14 protein-coding genes are annotated in these 16,761 nt (G+C 70.5%); 9 read left to right on the forward strand and 5 right to left on the reverse strand.

The features are described from left to right. Positions 1–117: 117 nt before the first annotated feature. From ACFYPA_RS19275 to ACFYPA_RS19285, 3 genes are all read right to left on the reverse strand, one after another. Positions 118–1,179, reverse strand: a complete 1,062-nt coding sequence (locus ACFYPA_RS19275; protein ID WP_359086840.1) for a methyltransferase — start codon at positions 1,177–1,179, stop codon at positions 118–120. Between the two features lie 35 nt (positions 1,180–1,214). Beyond that, positions 1,215–2,288 (reverse strand): right-handed parallel beta-helix repeat-containing protein, encoded by a 1,074-nt coding sequence (locus ACFYPA_RS19280; protein ID WP_359320818.1) that lies wholly within the window; start codon positions 2,286–2,288, stop codon positions 1,215–1,217. Between the two features lie 154 nt (positions 2,289–2,442). Beyond that, on the reverse strand, positions 2,443–4,068 hold the full coding sequence (locus ACFYPA_RS19285) for an acyl-CoA synthetase (RefSeq protein ID WP_359320815.1): 1,626 nt from the start codon (positions 4,066–4,068) through the stop codon (positions 2,443–2,445). Between the two features lie 165 nt (positions 4,069–4,233). Between ACFYPA_RS19285 and ACFYPA_RS19290 the strand changes: the two genes are divergently transcribed. From ACFYPA_RS19290 to ACFYPA_RS19310, 5 genes are all read left to right on the forward strand, one after another. Continuing rightward, complete coding sequence (locus ACFYPA_RS19290; RefSeq protein WP_359320812.1) at positions 4,234–5,034, forward strand: crotonase/enoyl-CoA hydratase family protein; 801 nt, start codon at positions 4,234–4,236, stop codon at positions 5,032–5,034. 33 nt (positions 5,035–5,067) lie between these two features. After that, entirely contained in the window at positions 5,068–6,009 is a 942-nt protein-coding gene (locus ACFYPA_RS19295; protein WP_359086832.1) for an OB-fold domain-containing protein, read from the forward strand. Further along, on the forward strand, positions 6,010–7,062 hold the full coding sequence (locus tag ACFYPA_RS19300; protein WP_359086830.1) for a thiolase domain-containing protein: 1,053 nt from the start codon (positions 6,010–6,012) through the stop codon (positions 7,060–7,062). It begins immediately after the preceding gene. Continuing rightward, positions 7,055–8,221: a thiolase domain-containing protein gene (locus ACFYPA_RS19305; protein ID WP_359086829.1), complete on the forward strand. Its 1,167-nt coding sequence runs from the start codon at positions 7,055–7,057 to the stop codon at positions 8,219–8,221. Before ACFYPA_RS19300 ends, ACFYPA_RS19305 begins: the two co-directional genes overlap by 8 nt. 125 nt (positions 8,222–8,346) lie before the next feature. Beyond that, the gene (locus ACFYPA_RS19310; RefSeq protein WP_359086844.1) at positions 8,347–8,577 is read left to right on the forward strand and encodes a DUF397 domain-containing protein; all 231 of its coding nucleotides are present in this window, start codon (positions 8,347–8,349) and stop codon (positions 8,575–8,577) included. 70 nt (positions 8,578–8,647) lie between these two features. On the opposite strand, the gene ACFYPA_RS19315 is transcribed toward ACFYPA_RS19310, so the two are convergent. Then, positions 8,648–9,271 (reverse strand): DJ-1/PfpI family protein, encoded by a 624-nt coding sequence (locus tag ACFYPA_RS19315; RefSeq protein ID WP_359086828.1) that lies wholly within the window; start codon positions 9,269–9,271, stop codon positions 8,648–8,650. A 94-nt stretch (positions 9,272–9,365) separates the two neighbouring features. On the opposite strand from ACFYPA_RS19315, the gene ACFYPA_RS19320 reads away from it, so the two are divergent. The 4 genes from ACFYPA_RS19320 (at position 9,366) to ACFYPA_RS19335 (ending at position 14,409) form a co-directional block, all read left to right on the forward strand. Then, positions 9,366–10,703, forward strand: a complete 1,338-nt coding sequence (locus ACFYPA_RS19320) for a PLP-dependent aminotransferase family protein (RefSeq protein WP_359320809.1) — start codon at positions 9,366–9,368, stop codon at positions 10,701–10,703. Between the two features lie 197 nt (positions 10,704–10,900). Continuing rightward, positions 10,901–11,308, forward strand: a complete 408-nt coding sequence (locus ACFYPA_RS19325) for an ACT domain-containing protein (RefSeq protein ID WP_359320806.1) — start codon at positions 10,901–10,903, stop codon at positions 11,306–11,308. An 85-nt stretch (positions 11,309–11,393) separates the two neighbouring features. Next, positions 11,394–11,894, forward strand: a complete 501-nt coding sequence (locus tag ACFYPA_RS19330; RefSeq protein WP_018550733.1) for a hypothetical protein — start codon at positions 11,394–11,396, stop codon at positions 11,892–11,894. 133 nt (positions 11,895–12,027) lie between these two features. Continuing rightward, positions 12,028–14,409 (forward strand): glycoside hydrolase family 95 protein, encoded by a 2,382-nt coding sequence (locus ACFYPA_RS19335; protein ID WP_359320803.1) that lies wholly within the window; start codon positions 12,028–12,030, stop codon positions 14,407–14,409. Here the strand turns inward: ACFYPA_RS19335 and ACFYPA_RS19340 are convergent. Beyond that, the gene (locus ACFYPA_RS19340) at positions 14,385–16,598 is read right to left on the reverse strand and encodes a germacradienol/geosmin synthase (RefSeq protein WP_359086821.1); all 2,214 of its coding nucleotides are present in this window, start codon (positions 16,596–16,598) and stop codon (positions 14,385–14,387) included. The two genes, ACFYPA_RS19335 and ACFYPA_RS19340, sit on opposite strands and share 25 nt — an antisense overlap. Between the last annotated feature and the right edge of the window lie 163 nt (positions 16,599–16,761).

Genomic DNA, 16,761 nt, shown 5'->3' on the forward strand with positions numbered 1-16,761 from the left:
TAATACGGGCCCCCCCCCCGGTTCTGGGGGGGTCGCCCCGGGTGCCCCGTCGTTACTGGCGGGGGCCCGGCCCCCGGCCGGGGGGCGGGGCCCGGGACCCCGTCATGTACGGACGTGTCAGCCGGGGATCACGCACTCGAACGCGTGGAGGTACGGGTTGACCGGCCGGATCTCACCGATGGTCAGCCCGGCGTCGGTCAGGCGGTCGACCAGGCTCTGCCGGGTGTGCTTGGCACCGCCGACGTTCAGGAGCAGCAGCAGGTCCATGGCGGTGGTGAACCGCATCGACGGGGTGTCGTCGACGAGGTTCTCGATGACGACGACCCGGGCCCCGGGACGGGCCGCCGCGATGACGGCCCCCAGCGCCCGGCGGGTGCTGTCGTCGTCCCACTCCAGGATGTTCTTGATGATGTAGAGGTCGGCCGCCACCGGAATGCCCTCACGGCAGTCACCGGCCACGATGCTCGCCCGGCCGGCGAGCGAACCGCCGTCCCGCAGCCGTTCGTCGGCCCGTGCCACCACACCGGGCAGGTCCATCAGGGTGCCGCTGACCGACGGGTGCTTGTCCAGCAGGCTCGCCAGTACGTGTCCCTGACCGCCGCCGATGTCGGCGACGACCGACACCCCGGTCAGGTCGAGCAGGGCGGCGACATCCAGTGCGGACTGCGTGCTGGACGTCGTCATGGCCCGGTTGAACACCTGGGCCGACTCGTGGGCGTCCTGGTGGAGGTAGTCGAAGAACTCCTTGCCGAACACGTCCTCGAAGACGTTGCCGCCCGAACGCACCGCGTCGTCCAGACGGGGCCAGACCTCCCACGTCCACGGCTCCGTGCACCACAGCGAGATGTCCCGCAGGCTGTTCGGGTCGTCCTCGCGCAGCAGCCGCGACATGTCGGTGTGGGCGAAGGCGCCGTCGGCGGTCTCGGTGAAGATGCCGTAGCAGGACAGGGCGCGCAGCAGCCGTCGCAGCGGCCCCGGTTCGGTCTTCACCACAGCGGCGAGTTCCTCCGCGGTGGCAGGCGTCTCACCCAGTGCGTCGGCGACTCCGAGCCGGGCGGCGGCGCGCACGGCCGCGGAACGGGCCGCTCCGAACACGATCTCGCGCAGCCGCATGGCCGGCTGAGGAGTCGGAACGGGCTGGACGGGAGTGGGGGAGGGGGTGGTGCTCACGGTGGTCATACCGTCTCGCTTCTCCTCGTGCGGGGGAACACCGGTCAGCACATCCCGGCCGGTGCGGAGGTGGTGCAGACATTGCCGGTGAAGCGGTTGCCCGTGCCGGTGTCCTGGTTGGCCAGGTCCGCCGGCTGGTTGCCCAGGACCGTGTTGTCGCTGACGGTGTTGTCGGTGTTCTTCGCCCCTACGAAGCTCTTGAAGAGCACGACGCCGCCCGAGAGCGGGGTGGCGCCCACGTTGTCGCGGATCACGTTGGACCGCACCTCGGTGGACTCGGTGCCGGTGAGGACGATCCCGGAACCCTGGATCGCGGGCAGCCGCTCGGTCGCGGCGCAGAACTTGTTGTTCTCGGTGATCCTGTTGGACCGGATGGTCATGGCACCGGCCTGCGGCTTGCCCTCGTCGCCCACGACGAACACACCGCTGCAGTTGGCGGTGAAGGTGTTGTTGTTCACCGTCAGGTTCCGTACGCGCCGGGCGGTGAAGCCGATCCGGTTGTCGGTGAGGGTGTTGCCGCGGACCCGGGTGCCGCCGGTGTCGGTGGCGCCGCCCTCCTCGTCGACGCTGTTGGCGACGAAGATGCCCGCGTCACCGTTGGAACGGGCGGTGTTGTGGCGGATGTCGGAGCGGGTGGACCGCTGCTCCGCGATGCCCCAGACGCCGTTGGACCGGGACGTCACGGAGCGGACCTCCAGTCCGTCCGTCCAGGACGCCCAGACGCCGCTCCGGGTGAAGCCGGACACGGTCAGGGACCTGATGGACACGGCGTCCACGGTGTTTTGGGCCGTGCCCAGTACGCAGATCCCGTTGCCGGCCTTCGCGCAGGCGTTCTCCGTGCGGTCCCCGCTCGCGCCCGGCTTGATGACGGTACGGTCCCCGAAGCCGCGCAGGGTCAGTCCGGGCGTGGTGATCAGCACGCTCTCGCGGTAGGTGCCGGGCCGGACGACGATGGTGTCACCGGGCTGCGCGGCGTCCACCGCTGCCTGGATCGACTGGCCCGGACGCACCACGTGGCCGCCCGCGGCGGCGGCCGGGACGGACGGCGCGACGACGCCCAGTCCGGCGGCCGAGGCGGCTGCGATGCTCACGAGGCATTTGATGTGTCGTTTCCTCATGAGCCGAAGCTATGGGCGATCACACCTCGATGCCACGCATGGTGCCCGGTTGGACACGGGCCGTGCCCGAATGGCGCACGCCGTCGTGGAGGCCCCGCGTCCGCCGCGGACGCGGGGCCGTGCACTCGGGTGATTCGCCCCGGGCCGGCCCGTGTCAGTCGGCGGCCGGGCGGGGGGCGACGACGGAGCGGGCCCACCGGTAGTCGGCCTTGCCGCTGGGGGAGCGCTGGATCTCCGGGGCGATCACCAGGTGCCGCGGGATCTTGTAGCCGGCGAGCCGGGTGCGGCAGTGTGCCTGGACGTCGTCGAGCGAGGGAGCGTCGGCGCCCTCGCGCACCTGCACCACGGCGGCGACCCGGTTGCCCCAGCGCTCGTCGGGAGTGCCCGCGACCAGTGCGTCGTACACGTCCGGATGGGACTTGAGCGCCTGCTCGACCTCCTCCGGGTACACCTTCTCGCCGCCGGTGTTGATGCACTGCGAGCCCCGGCCCAGCACCGTGACGATGCCCTCGTCGTCCACCGTCGCCATGTCGCCGAGCAGCACCCAGCGCTCGTCGCCCTTGCGGAAGAACGTTTCGGCGGTCTTGGCCGCGTCGTTGTAGTAGCCGAGCGGTACGTGACCGCGCTGGGCGATCCGGCCCGGCTCGCCCGGCGCCACCGGTTCGTACGTCGCCGGGTCGACGACCGCCGTACGGGCGTTGACCCGCAGCCGGAAGCCGTTCCGCGGGCCGGAGTCGGCGGTCGCGGTGCCGTTGAAGCCGGACTCGGAGGAGCCGAAGTTGTTCAGCAGCATCACATGGGGCACCAGTGCCTGGAACTCCGCCCGCACCGAGTCGGACATGATCGCGCCCGAGCTGGAGACGGAGAACATCGACGAACAGTCGGTGCCCTTCAGCGGCCCGTTCAGCGCGTCGATCAGCGGCCGCAGCATCGCGTCGCCCACCAGCGACACGCTCGTGACCTTCTCCTTCTCGATGGTGCGGAGCACCTCGTGCGGCACGTACTTGCGATGGACGACGACTCGCTGTCCGAAGTTGAAGCCGATGAACGCGGTCAGCGTCGAGGTGCCGTGCATCAGCGGGGGAGTGGGGAAGAAGGTGATGCCCTCCCCACCGGCCGCCACCCGCTCGGCCAGCTCCTGCGGGGTCTTCACCGCCTCGCCCGTCGGCGCTCCGCCGCCCAGGCCGGAGAAGAACAGGTCCTCCTGGCGCCACATCACCCCTTTGGGCATGCCCGTGGTGCCGCCCGTGTAGATGATGAACTGGTCGTCGGCCGAGCGGGGCGCGAAACCGCGCCCCGGGTCCCCGGCCGCCTCCGCCGAGGCGAACGCGACGGCGTCCGGGCCGGGTGTGCCGTCCGCCGGCGGCCCCACCCGCACGAGATGGCGGAGCTTCGGCGCCCGGGGGGCGGCGGCCGCGACACGCTCGTCGAACTCCGCGTCGAAGACCAGAGCCGTCAGATCCGCGTCACGGTAGAGGTAGACCAACTCCTCCTCCACGTAGCGGTAGTTGACGTTGACCGGGACGATGCGCGCCTTCACGCAGGCCAGCACGGTCTGGAGGTACTCGACGCCGTTGTAGAGGTGCAGGCCGAGGTGCTCGCCGGGGCCGATGCCCGCCTCGATGAGGTGGTGCGCGATACGGTTGGCCGCGGTGTCGAGCTCCGCGTACGTGAGCCTGCGCTCGGCCCCTGTTCCGGGATGGTCGAGGTAGACGAGCGCCTCCCGTTCCGGGACGGCGTCGACCACCGATTCGAACAGGTCGGCAAGGTTGTACTCCACCGTTCCTCCTGACCCCGGTTGCTGAGTGGCCCGGCGGTCATTAGAGCGCCGACCGGCACAAGTGGGAAGGGGGCCCGGGAGGAAAACTGACTGACTGTCAGAAAACTATTGAACTGCCTCCCCGCTTACTGCAACCTGTTCTAGCCTTGAGACGGGAGACAGACCATGGGCGGTACGGAACACCTCACCGTGCAGCGCGAAGGCGCCACACTGGTGCTCACCCTGAACCGGCCCGAGAGCAAGAACGCGCTCTCGCTGCCGATGCTGGTCGGCCTGTACGACGGCTGGCTGGCCGCCGACGAGGACGAGGAGATCCGCTCCGTCGTCCTCACCGGAGCAGGCGGCTGCTTCTGCGCCGGCATGGACCTCAAGGCCCTGGCCGGCAAGGGAATGGAGGGCGAGCGGTACCGGGACCGGATGACGGCCGACCCCGACCTGCACTGGAAGGCCATGCTCCGCCACCACCGGCCCCGGAAGCCGGTCATCGCCGCCGTCGAGGGTCACTGCGTGGCGGGCGGCACCGAGATCCTGCAGGGCACCGACATCCGCATCGCCGGCGAGAGCGCCACCTTCGGACTCTTCGAGGTCCGCCGCGGCCTCTTCCCCATCGGCGGCTCCACCGTACGGCTGCCGCGCCAGATCGCCCGCACGCACGCACTCGAGATGCTGCTCACCGGCCGCCCCTACACCGCCGGCGAAGCCGCCCGGATCGGGCTGATCGGCCGGGTCGTGCCCGACGGCGCCGCACTGGACGCGGCGCTCGCCGTCGCCGAGCAGATCAACGCCTGCGGCCCGCTCGCCGTCGAGGAGGTCAAGGCGTCCGTGTACGAGACCGCGGAGATGACCGAGACCGACGGCCTCGCCGCCGAACTGAAGCGCGGCTGGCCCGTCTTCGCCACCGCCGACGCCAAGGAGGGCGCCCGCGCCTTCGCCGAGAAGCGCCCTCCCGTCTACCGGCGGGCCTGACCGACGAGACACTGCCCAACCAAGGAGGCAACCGTGCCCGACGTCCTCAGCGCACCGCTGGTGGTCGAATTCCCCTTCACCCGCTCCCTCGGCCCCGTACAGAGCGCCTTCCTCACCGGACTGCGCGAACGCACCGTCCTCGGCGTCCGGACGGGCGACGGCAAGGTCCTGGTCCCGCCCGTCGAGTACGACCCCGTCACCGCCGAGGAGATCGGCGACCTGGTCGAGGTCGCGGCCACCGGAACGGTCACCACCTGGGCCTGGAACCCGCACCCCCGCCGCGACCAGCCGCTCGACACCCCCTTCGCCTGGGTGCTCGTCCGTCTCGACGGCGCCGACACCGCGCTCCTGCACGTCCTCGACGCACCGGGCCCCGAAGCCGTCAGCACCGGCATGCGCGTCCGCGTCCGCTGGGCCGAGGCCCGAACCGGTGCCATCACGGACATCGCCTGCTTCGAACCGTACGAGGGTGAACCGGGCGGATGCGCCCCGCACGAAGGCGAGTTCGCGGACCCGGTGACCGGCATCGTCACCCCCGCACGCCTGGACTACACCTACTCGCCGGGCCGCGCGCAGAGCGCCTACCTCGAAGCGCTCGCCGGCCGGCGAGTCGTCGGGGAACGCTGCCCGTCCTGCCGCAAGGTGTACGTCCCGCCCCGCGGCGCCTGCCCCACCTGCGGCGTCGCCACCGACGAACGGGTCGAGGTCGGGCCCCGCGGCACGGTCACCACCTTCTGCGTCGTCAACATCAAGGCGAAGAACCTCGACATCGAGGTGCCCTACGTCTACGCGCACATCGCCCTCGACGGCGCCGACCTCGCCCTGCACGCCCGGATCGGCGGCATCCCCTACGACCAGGTGCGGATGGGACTGCGCGTCGAGCCCGTATGGGCCGAGGGCAGCCGCCACCCCGACCACTACCGGCCCACCGGCGAGCCGGACGCCGACTACGACGCGTACAAGGAGCTGGTCTAGATGCGAGACGTAGCGATCGTCGCCTTCGCGCAGACCGACCACCTGCGGCGCACCGACGAACTGTCCGAAGTCGAGATGCTGATGCCCGTCCTGCACCAGGTCCTCGACGCCACCGGCCTCAGGACCAGCGACATCGGCTTCACCTGCTCCGGCTCCAGCGACTACCTCGCCGGCCGCGCCTTCTCCTTCACCATGGCGCTGGACGGGGTGGGCGCGCACCCGCCGATCTCCGAGTCCCATGTCGAGATGGACGGTGCCTGGGCCCTGTACGAGGCCTGGGTGAAGATCCAGACCGGTGAGGCGGACACCGCGCTCGTCTACGCGTACGGGAAGTCCTCGCCCGGCCAGGTGCGTGACGTCCTCACCCGGCAGCTCGACCCGTACTACACCGCACCGCTGTGGCCCGACTCCGTCGCGCTCGCCGCACTCCAGGCCCAGGCGCTCATCGACGCGGGCGATACCGACGAGACCGCGCTCGCGGCCGTCGCCGCCCGCAGCCGCGCGGACGCGTCCGACAACCCGCACGCGCAGCTCGACGGCGCGGTCCCTGCCGGTGACTACCTCGTCCAGCCGCTGCGGACCGGCGACTGCCCGCCCATCGGCGACGGCGCCGCCGCCGTGATCCTCGCCGCAGGCGACACCGCGCGGGCCCTGTGCGCACGGCCCGCCTGGATCCGGGGCATCGACCACCGCATCGAGGCCCACGGTCTCGGAGTGCGCGAGCTGACCGAATCGCCGTCGACCCGGCTCGCCGCCGAACGGGCCGGGGTCTTCGAACGCCCCGTCGACACCGCCGAACTGCACGCACCGTTCACCTCGCAGGAAGTGGTGCTGCGCAAGGCCCTCGGTCTCGGCGACGACGTCCGGGTCAACCCGTCCGGCGGCGCACTGGCCGCCAATCCGCTCATGGCCGCCGGGCTGATCCGCCTCGGTGAGGCCGCCGCCCGCATCCACCGCGGCGAGTCCGACCGGGCACTCGCCCATGCCACGTCAGGGCCCTGCCTCCAGCAGAACCTCGTCGCCGTACTCGAAGGGGAGAGCGCCCATGCCTAAGGAGCCCGTGGCCGTCGTCGGCATCGGCCAGACCAAGCACGTCTCCGCCCGCCGCGACGTCTCCCTCGCCGGCCTCGTCCGCGAAGCCGCCGTGGCCGCCCTCCAGGACGCCGGCCTGACCTGGGCGGACATCGACGCCGTCGTCATCGGCAAGGCGCCCGACTTCTTCGAGGGCGTGATGATGCCGGAGCTCTACCTCGCCGACGCCCTGGGCGCGGTCGGAAAACCGATGCTCCGGGTCCACACCGCCGGTTCGGTCGGCGGCTCCACCGCGCTCGTCGCCGCGAACCTCGTCGCGGCCCGCGTGCACCGGACCGTCCTCACCCTCGCCTTCGAGAAGCAGTCGGAGTCCAACGCGATGTGGGGCCTCTCGCTCCCCATCCCGTTCCAGCAGCCGCTGCTGGCCGGCGCGGGCGGCTTCTTCGCTCCGCACGTGCGCGCCTACATGCGCCGGACCGGGGCGCCGGACACCGTCGGCTCGCTCGTCGCGTACAAGGACCGGCGCAACGCGCTCAAGAACCCGTACGCCCACATCCACGACCGGGACATCACCCTGGAGAAGATCCAGGCCGCGCCCATGCTCTGGGATCCCATCCGCTACTCGGAGACGTGCCCGTCCTCCGACGGGGCCTGCGCGATGATCCTCACCGACCGCACGGGAGCCGACCGTTCACCGCATCCGCCCGCCTGGGTGCACGGCGGAGCGATGCGCAGCGAACCGACCCTCTTCGCCGGCAAGGACTTCGTCTCGCCGCAGGCCGGCAAGGACTGCGCCGCCGACGTGTACCGGCAGGCCGGGATCAGTGACCCGCGCCGGGAGATCGACGCCGTCGAGATGTACGTGCCGTTCTCCTGGTACGAACCCATGTGGCTGGAGAACCTCGGCTTCGCGGACGAGGGCGAGGGCTGGAAACTGACCGAGGCCGGAGTCACCGAACTCGACGGTGACCTGCCCGTGAACCCCTCGGGCGGCGTGCTCTCCACCAATCCCATCGGCGCCTCAGGAATGATCCGTTTCGCCGAGGCCGCCCTCCAGGTGCGGGGACGGGCGGGCGAACACCAGGTGGACGGGGCCCGGCGGGCGCTCGGCCACGCCTACGGCGGCGGGGCGCAGTTCTTCTCCATGTGGCTCGTCGGTTCCGAACCGCCCACGGGCTGACCCGCGAGTCCCCCGGACAGGCCGCACCACCGGCCGTGTACCGCGACCTGTTCGGGAACGCCCGCGATGGCTAGGCTCAGTCCCGGCCGCAATGACGAGCGCAAGGAGCGTACGTGGCGCGCAGAATGAGACCCCAGCCGCCCTTCGCCCGCTGGGACAGGCCGGAACTCGACCTCGGCAACGCTCGGTGGCGGTCCGGCAGCCAGGGCGTCGGCGACGTCCAGATCGCCTTCGTCGAGGGGTTCATCGCGATGCGCAACGCCGGGCGCCCGGGCAACCCGCCGCTGGTCTTCGCCCCTGCGCAATGGCGCACGTTCGTCGTGAACGCCCAGCACGGAAAGTTCGACCCGAGCTGACGGCCGCCCACCGGATCGCGGCAGCCCGGCCGGACCGGTCGCCGGGAGCGGTGCGGGGGTCGCCGTCTTGTCAGACGAGCGCCGGTGCGGGAGCGGGCAGGTAGGGAACGATGTTGCGCCAGGCACGTTCGATGTAAGCCTCCTTCTCGCCGACCGGGGCGACATAGTGCAGTGCACTTTCGGCGGCGTCGTTGCCCTCGAGGCGGGCGATGATCCAGGCGGCAAGGTAGTGCGAGGCCAGGCAGCCACCTGCTGTGGCGATGTTGTCCTTGGCGTAGAAGGGCTGGTTGAGCACCTCGACGCCGGCGGCGACCACCCAGGGCTTGGTGATCAGGTCGGTGCAGGCGGGGATGTGGTCGAGCAGGCCGAGCTTGGCCAGCACGAGCGCGCCGGAGCACTGCGCCGCGATGAGCTGGCGCGAGGGGTCCAGGCCGCTCAGGATGTTCATGATCGCCGGGTCTTCGACGACCTCGCGGGTAGCGATGCCACTGCCGATGATGACGGCGTCAGCGGCGCACGCCTCCTCAAGAGTGGCCATCTGTTCGATGACCGCCCCGTTCATCGACGTCACCTTGGGGCCGGGGGTGGCGATGGTGACGCGCCAGTCGTCGGACTTGATCCGGTTGAGTACACCGAACGCGATCAGGGAGTCGAGCTCGTTGTAGCCCTCGAAGGTGAGGATGGCGATGTGCACGGCGGCTGTCCTTCCGTATGAACGGGCGTGGGTCCAGACGGTAAGGACCCGCGAACAGGACAGTCAAAGAATTGTCATGGATACACTTCGATGCATGGCACCCTCGCGGTACAAGGAACTGGTCGACGTGCTCGCATCCGACATCCGGACGGGGCGGCTCGCCGCGGGCGCGCGGCTGCCGACACACCGCGGGCTCGCCGCTCGTGAGGGCATCGCCGTGGTGACCGCAACCCGGGTGTACGCCGAATTGGAGACGATGGGCCTGGTGAGCCGGGAACAGGGCCGTGGCACGTTCGTACGTGACATCGCGGTGCCCGCCGGTCACGGCATCGATCAGCAGGTCGTCGCCACGGATGCCGTGGACCTCAACTTCAACTATCCGTCGCTGCCCGGCCAAGCCGACCTCCTGCGGCAGGCCCTGCGAGAGGTGGCCACCTCGGGGGACCTCGACACGCTGCTGCGCTACCAGCCACACCGAGGGCGTCCCCAGGACAGAGCCTCGGTCGCACGTCACCTGAGGCGCCGGGGAATCACCACTGACGCGGATCGGGTTCTCATCGCCAACGGCGCCCAGCACGGCCTGGCCATCACCGTCATGGCCGCGCTCGACGCCGGCGACGTCGTCGCGGTCGACGCACTGACCTATCCCGGTTTCAAGGTGCTCGCGCACGCCTTTCACCTCGACCTCGCGCCCATACCGGCGACCGCCGACGGACCAAATCTCGATGCCCTCGAGAAGCTGTGCGCGACCCGTCCTGTGCGCGCGATCTACACCATGCCCACCTTGCACAACCCGCTGGGCTGGGTCATGCCGGCAACCGACCGGAACCGCCTGATCAAGATCGCCCGACAGTACGGCCCCCTCATCATCGAAGACGCCTCCTACGCCTTCCTGGTCGAGGACCCTCCTCCGCCTCTGGCCGCAACCGCGCCGGACATCACCGTCTACGTCTCAGGGCTGTCCAAGAGCATCGCCACCGGCCTGCGGGTCGGCTTCGTCGTCGCCCCGCCCTCCGTGGTGCCCTCGCTCGAACGCGCGATCCGTGCGACCACTTGGAACACCCCCGCCCTCACCACCGCGATCGCCTGTCGCTGGCTCGACGACGGCACGGTGGACCACCTGGAAGCGCGGAAACGGGACGACGCCAAGGCCCGCCAGTCACTCGCCGGACAAGAGCTGACGGGCCTGCCACTCATCGGCCACCCCTCGTCCTACTTCACATGGCTGCCACTGCCCGACGACGCACGCGCCGATCGCCTGACCGCGACCCTTGCGCGCCGGAACGTCTCGGTCACCACGGCGGAGCCGTTCACCACCTCGACGCACACACCGCAGGCGATCCGCCTCGCTCTGGGCTCGACCGATCTGGACAGTCTCCGTTCGACGCTGCGCACAGTGCGACGAGTCGTCGTCGAGGACGCCTGCACCTGAACCTCCTCGACCGGCCCGCACCGACGTCTGCGTACGAAAGCCGCTCGGCGCCGACGGAACGGTCGGCCTGCGACCCACGACCGATGAGGAAATCACCGCAGCGGCCTTCTCCGGTGATTTCCCGCAGGCCGGCCACGGTCAAAAGCTGGTGTCACATGACGAGCGGCAACGCGCGGTCGGTGGGTAGCGTGGTGGGTGTGACAGGTGAGAGCGATCTTCGCGTCCTGCTGAGCGGCCTGCGCCCCGAGCTGAACCCGGGGCGCTACGTCTACGTGACCACGTCCGACGGGGCCGTACCCGACAGTGCCCGCCCCGTCGTCACGGTCCGTGAGGCCGAAGGTCTCACGCTGGTGCTCCCGCAGGCCGAAGCCGCGGCGGCCGGGCTGCCGTACTCCTACGTGGCCGGCTGGATCACTCTCCGTGTGCATTCGGCCCTGGAGGCCGTCGGTCTGACCGCCGCAGTCTCGCTCGCCCTCACCGATGCGGGGATCAGCTGCAACGTGGTGGCCGGGTTCCACCACGACCACCTCTTCGTCCCGTACGACCGGGCTGCCGAGGCCGTCGCCGTGCTGGAGACGCTGGCGGCGGAGTCGGGTACGGGGTGACCGGGGGCGCTGCGACGGGGCGGAGCCGCGATGACCTGCCCGGGCCCGGCTCGGCGAGGCGGGCCCGGACACGTAACATGTCTCCATGTCCTTCCTCCGCCGCCGTAGCGCCGCCACACCCGCGGGCCCCGACTTCGACGTCCTGGCCATGGACCCGGGCGACTGGCCCGGAAACCTCGGCGCCGGCCTGCTGCCCGCCCCCGACGGCAGCTGCCAGGGTGTGTTCCTGCGCTACGACCTGTTCGGCGGCCGCGGCCCCGCGATGATCATCGGCAACCTCCCGGAGGGCTCGCCCGCCCGCGAGACCGAGGAGGGCCAGGTCCCCTTCGAGGTGGCCCAGCTGCTGCTCGCGCTGGAGAACGACGAGCCGGTCGAGGTCACCGGAACCGAGGACATGCCCGTGATGCAGGGGGACAACCTGCTGATCGTCCGCCGTGTGAAGCTCTCCGAGAGCCGTATCTCCTGCGTGCAGTTCGACCGCAGCGACGGTGTCCTCGTCACCATCGCCAGCTGGGACCGGCCGATCACCGACGATCTGTACACCCTCCTGAAGCCGCTGCCCGCCGAGCTCTTCCAGCAGGGCTGAGCCGGCCCCGGCCGCCGTACGGCTGCGCCACTTCCGTCCAAGTACACGCTGTCTCTGTCCAAGAGGCCGCTTTGTCATGCGTCTTGTCCGGGCAGTCGTCGGACCTCTAGCGTCGTCCGGCATGACATCCGGGATGACGCGACGTACCACTGTGAAGACGGCGATCGGTGCAACGGGGGCCCTTGCGTGGGGAGTTCCCGTCCTTTCCGGCACGGCAGCCGCCACCGGCACCTCCGATGAATCAGGGAAGGGCAAGCGGAGGGCGGAGCTGCCGAACCCGGAGCTCCACTACCGTGCGCCCGCCGCCGGCTGGGAGCGTGAGTCGCTGCCCATCGGCGGCGGGGCCCTGGGCGCGAGTGTCCATGGAACGCTCGCCTCCGAACTCCTCACCCTCAACGAGAAGACGCTGTGGACGGGCGGCCCCGGCTCGGCCCAGGGGTATGACTTCGGCAACTGGACCACCCCCAGGCCCGGCGCGCTCGCCGCGGTGCAGAACCGCCTCGACAGCGAAGAAACCCTCGGCGCCGACGCCGTGGCCGCCGAACTCGGACAGGCGCGCCGCGGCTACGGCGCCTACCAGGTCTTCGGGGAACTTCACCTGGACGTCCCCGGCGCCCCTCCCGCGCCCGACGCCTCCTACCGGCGCGCCCTGGACCTGCGTACCGCCCTCGCGTCCGTGGCCTACACGCATGAAGGGGTTGCCCACGCCAGGGAGTTCTTCGTCTCCCACCCCGGATCCGTCATCGCGGGACGGCTGACGGCGGACCGCCCGGGGCAGGTGTCCTTCACCCTGCGGTACACCTCGCCGCGCAACGACTTCACCGCCGCCGCCACCGCGGACCGGCTCACCGTCCGGGGCGCCCTCAAGGACAACGGCCTGCGCTTCGAGGCCCAGATCCGCGTACGGACCTCAGGTGGCAAGGTCACCGCCGGGGCCGACGGCAGTCTCACCGTCACCGGCGCCGACCGCGCCTGGTTCTTCCTCGCGGCGGGTACCGACTACGCGGACACCTACCCCGCCTACCGGGGCGAGGACCCGCACCGGAAGGTCGCGGCCGCCGTGGACGCCGCTGCGGCCAGGTCGTACGAGAGCGTCCGCGAGGCCCACGTGAAGGACCACCGCGCCCTCTTCGACCGGGTCGCGCTCGACATCGGCCAGGAGCTCCCCGACCTGCCCACCGACCAGCTGCTGAGCGCCTACACCGGCGGCGCGAGCGCAGCGGACCGGGCTCTGGAGGCGCTGTTCTTCCAGTACGGCCGCTACCTGCTCATCGCCTCCTCACGGGCCGGCTCGCTGCCGGCCAACCTCCAGGGCGTGTGGAACAACTCGACCAACCCGCCGTGGTCCGCCGACTACCACAGCAACATCAACCTCCAGATGAACTACTGGCTGGCCGAGGTCACCAACCTCGCCGAGACCACCGCCCCGTACGACCGCTACATCGAGTCGATGCGCGAGCCCGGCCGCAGGACGGCGAAGGAGATGTTCGGGACCGCGGGCTGGGTCGTGCACAACGAGACGAACCCGTACGGCTTCACCGGTGTCCACGACTGGTCCACCGCCTTCTGGTTCCCCGAGGCCGCCGCCTGGCTCACCCAGCAGATGTACGAGCACTACCGCTTCAGCGGCTCCACCGGCTACCTGCGCTCCACCGCCTACCCGGCGATGAAGGAGGCCGCCGAATTCTGGCTGGCCAACCTGCGCACCGACCCGCGCGACGGACTGCTCGTCGTCACCCCCAGTTACTCGCCCGAGCACGGAGACTTCACCGCCGGGGCCGCGATGTCCCAGCAGATCGTCCACGACCTGCTCACGAGCACCCTGGAGGCCGCCCGCACCCTCGGCGACGCACCGGCTTTCCGCAGCCGTCTCGAAAAGGCTCTCGACGGCCTGGACCCCGGGCTGCGCGTCGGGTCCTGGGGGCAGCTCCAGGAGTGGAAGACCGACCGGGACGACCCGGCCGACACGCATCGCCACGTCTCGCACCTCTTCGGCCTCCACCCCGGCCGGCAGATCGAGGCGGGGAGCACCTGGGCCGAGGCCGCCGAGGTCTCTCTGGAGGCCCGTGGCGACGGCGGCACCGGCTGGTCCAAGGCATGGAAGATCAACTTCTGGGCGCGACTGCGGGACGGCAGCCACGCCCACAAGATGCTCGCGGAACAACTGAAGAACTCCACCCTCCCCAACCTCTGGGACACCCACCCGCCGTTCCAGATCGACGGGAACTTCGGCGCCGCCTCGGGAATCGCGGAGATGCTCCTGCAGAGCCAGCACGACGCCGTCGAGATCCTTCCCGCCCTCCCCGCCGCCTGGCCGGACGGATCCGTGCGCGGACTGCGCGCTCGCGGCGGATTCACCGTCGACATCGCATGGGCCGCCGGGAAGGCCCGCCGTGTCGTGCTCACGGCGGGCCGCACCCGTGAAGTGACCGTACGCGGCTCGCTGTTCACGAGCGGCGAGAAGGTCATCAGGGCCCGCGCGGGACGGCGCTACACGCTGACCCCCGAGAGCTGAGCGAACAACGAGGTCACCTGCGCCGCAGATGTGCCGCGCCCCGTGGGACCGCCCAGGTGCCACGGGGCCGCGGTGCCCCGCCGCAGGTCCTCCTCGCGGTAGCGCCGGCAGCCCCGGTGCCAGATCAGAATGCCCGCGATCCAGTGCTTCAGCTCCTGGACGTAGCCGGCGAGGGTCTCCCTCGCCTCGGCGTCCAGGTCGAAGTCGTCATAGAGCACCGGAAGTTCGTGCTCGGCGACATGCAGGAACTGGCGCAGACGGGACTTCATCAAGTCGTACAGGATCTCCATCGCGGTCGGATAGTCCACTCCGAAGAAGTTCTGTACGACCAGGACACCGTTGTGCACCTCACCCTCGTACTCGATCTCCTTCTGGTACGAGAACAGGTCGTTGAGCAGCGCGGCGTAGTCGGCGGCCGCGTTCTCCAGGGAGCGCAGCGGGCCGCTCTCGTAGATCTCCGGCGGCACCTTCCTGCCGTGCCCCAGTCGGCACAGGCTCATCGTCAGGTCCGAGCCGAACGTCATGCGCCGCATCTCGACGTAGTCCACCGGGTCCGGAATCCTGTTCTGCGCCTGGTTCGCCAGCTCCCAGAGCCAGCTCGCCGTCATGTCCTCGACGGCCTTGCGGAACGCACGCCTGCCGGCGTCGTCCATCGGCGCGGAGGTGAGCTCCCAGAGATCGCCCAGCCCGCGCTCCAGCGCGTTGACGGGCTCGGGCGTCGCGCTCCCGTCCAGCGGCATGAAGAGCGACAGACGCTCGTTGGCCAGGCGGGCCCCCGCCAGGTCACGGGTCCGCCCGTGCACCACCGGGAACCAGTCGTCGCCGTAGGTCCCCCATGCCAGCCACCGTGAGGACAGGTCCAGCCCGTCCGGGGTGGCGTCCGGATGGATCCCGGCCGCGCAGAGCGGCAGATCGATCGCCCGCAGCCGTTCCTCGTCCCAGATGTGCGAGCCCGGCACCCCCGGCTGGGCCTGGAGGATCCCCATCCGGTCGGCCCACACGACCAGCCGCTCCCGGGCCCCCTCCAGGTGCGGACTGAGCGTCGTGCCGAACGGCAGGTCGAAGTCGGGCAGCAGGGACGGGCCGACGTGCTGGTGGGGCAGGTGGGTGTGGCTGCGGAGCCTGGCGGATTCCGACCGGGGGGTGAAGCGGATGGAGGCGGCGGCCATACCGAAGCCCGGCGCGGCCTGCCCGGCACCGCCGTCGTTCATGTAGCGGCTGGAGCGCATGTGCCACTCATGGCCGCCGGACTGCCAGTCCTGCAGCCCCTTGACGTACGCGAGCACCGCCGCCGTCTGCGCGGCGTCCAGACCCTTCCCCGCGCAGAGCGGGCCCAGTTCGGTCAGCGCGGTGTTCTCGAACTGCTGAAGCCTGGACGTCAGCAGATCGTTCACCGCCTCGGCGGCCTCCTGCGTCGAGCAGTCGAGGAAGCGCTCAAGGACCAGGACGCCGTTGCTGTTCTCGCCCTCGTCCTCGACCTCCCGCTGGTACGAGAACAGGTCGTTGCGCAGATGGACGCCGTCGGAGAACGCGTCGCGCAGCACCCGCAGCGCCCGTTCACCGGCCACCGCCTCGGGGACCTCGGCGCCCGCCGCGTACTCCACCAGTCCCGCCGACCACGGGGCCCCGCCGACCTTGCGGCGCATCTCGATGTACTCGACGGGGTTGGCGATGCGGCCCTCGTTGATGTTGGCGAGTTCCCACAAGGACTCGTTCAGCAGGTTCTTCGTCGCCTCGGCGAACCGCACGCGCCAGGCGTCCGACATGCCGGGTACCGTCCGCGCCCACAGATCGGCCAGCCCCGCCTCGACGGGGTTCTCCGGCTCAGGCGTCACAGCGCCCCGCTCCATCGGCATGAACGCGGGCAGCCGGTCCAGGTAGCGCTTGCCGCCCTCGCGGTCGGGGGTGCGCTTGAACAGTTCCAGGAAGTGGTCGTCGAAGAAGAAGACCCACACGTACCAGTCGGTGACCAGGGACAACGCCTCGGCCGAGCAGTCGGGGTGTGTGTAGGCGCACAGCAGCGCGTAGTCGTGGGAGTCGAGGTCCTTCTCCTCCCAGATGCCGGACCCCTCCAGCATCCCCATGGTCCGCGCCCACGTCTTCGTGTGCTGCCGCGCCTCCTCGTCGTGCGGGTTGAGGCGCGCCGGATACGGAACATAGAAGTCCGGCAGGGTGAAGGGCTGTGCCATGTGCGTCCGTGCCTTTCGACGAGCCTCCGCGTGAGCGTCACGCGGTTCGGTGGTGTCCGCGCCAGCACTACCCTTCGGCCGTTCGAGGCACGCACAGCCGCCATTAGTCACACAAGAAGTCCGCTCGTTCGAGGGATGCCGCCGGTCGTGCGGGCCGGCGCGT

Origin of the sequence: Streptomyces sp. NPDC005775, assembly GCF_042871565.1 — a bacterium.
Taxonomy (GTDB): domain Bacteria; phylum Actinomycetota; class Actinomycetes; order Streptomycetales; family Streptomycetaceae; genus Streptomyces.

What these genes read in the sequence shown, in the direction of transcription:
- ACFYPA_RS19305 (WP_359086829.1), top strand. Translation starts at nt 7,055, where the DNA reads ATGCCTAAGGAGCCCGTGGCCGTCGTCGGCATCGGCCAGACCAAGCAC.
- ACFYPA_RS19335 (WP_359320803.1), top strand. Translation starts at nt 12,028, where the DNA reads ATGACGCGACGTACCACTGTGAAGACGGCGATCGGTGCAACGGGGGCC.
- ACFYPA_RS19290 (WP_359320812.1), top strand. Translation starts at nt 4,234, where the DNA reads ATGGGCGGTACGGAACACCTCACCGTGCAGCGCGAAGGCGCCACACTG.
- ACFYPA_RS19275 (WP_359086840.1), bottom strand. Translation starts at nt 1,179, where the DNA reads ATGACCACCGTGAGCACCACCCCCTCCCCCACTCCCGTCCAGCCCGTT.
- ACFYPA_RS19280 (WP_359320818.1), bottom strand. Translation starts at nt 2,288, where the DNA reads ATGAGGAAACGACACATCAAATGCCTCGTGAGCATCGCAGCCGCCTCG.
- ACFYPA_RS19310 (WP_359086844.1), top strand. Translation starts at nt 8,347, where the DNA reads ATGAGACCCCAGCCGCCCTTCGCCCGCTGGGACAGGCCGGAACTCGAC.
- ACFYPA_RS19340 (WP_359086821.1), bottom strand. Translation starts at nt 16,598, where the DNA reads ATGGCACAGCCCTTCACCCTGCCGGACTTCTATGTTCCGTATCCGGCG.
- ACFYPA_RS19300 (WP_359086830.1), top strand. Translation starts at nt 6,010, where the DNA reads ATGCGAGACGTAGCGATCGTCGCCTTCGCGCAGACCGACCACCTGCGG.
- ACFYPA_RS19320 (WP_359320809.1), top strand. Translation starts at nt 9,366, where the DNA reads ATGGCACCCTCGCGGTACAAGGAACTGGTCGACGTGCTCGCATCCGAC.
- ACFYPA_RS19330 (WP_018550733.1), top strand. Translation starts at nt 11,394, where the DNA reads ATGTCCTTCCTCCGCCGCCGTAGCGCCGCCACACCCGCGGGCCCCGAC.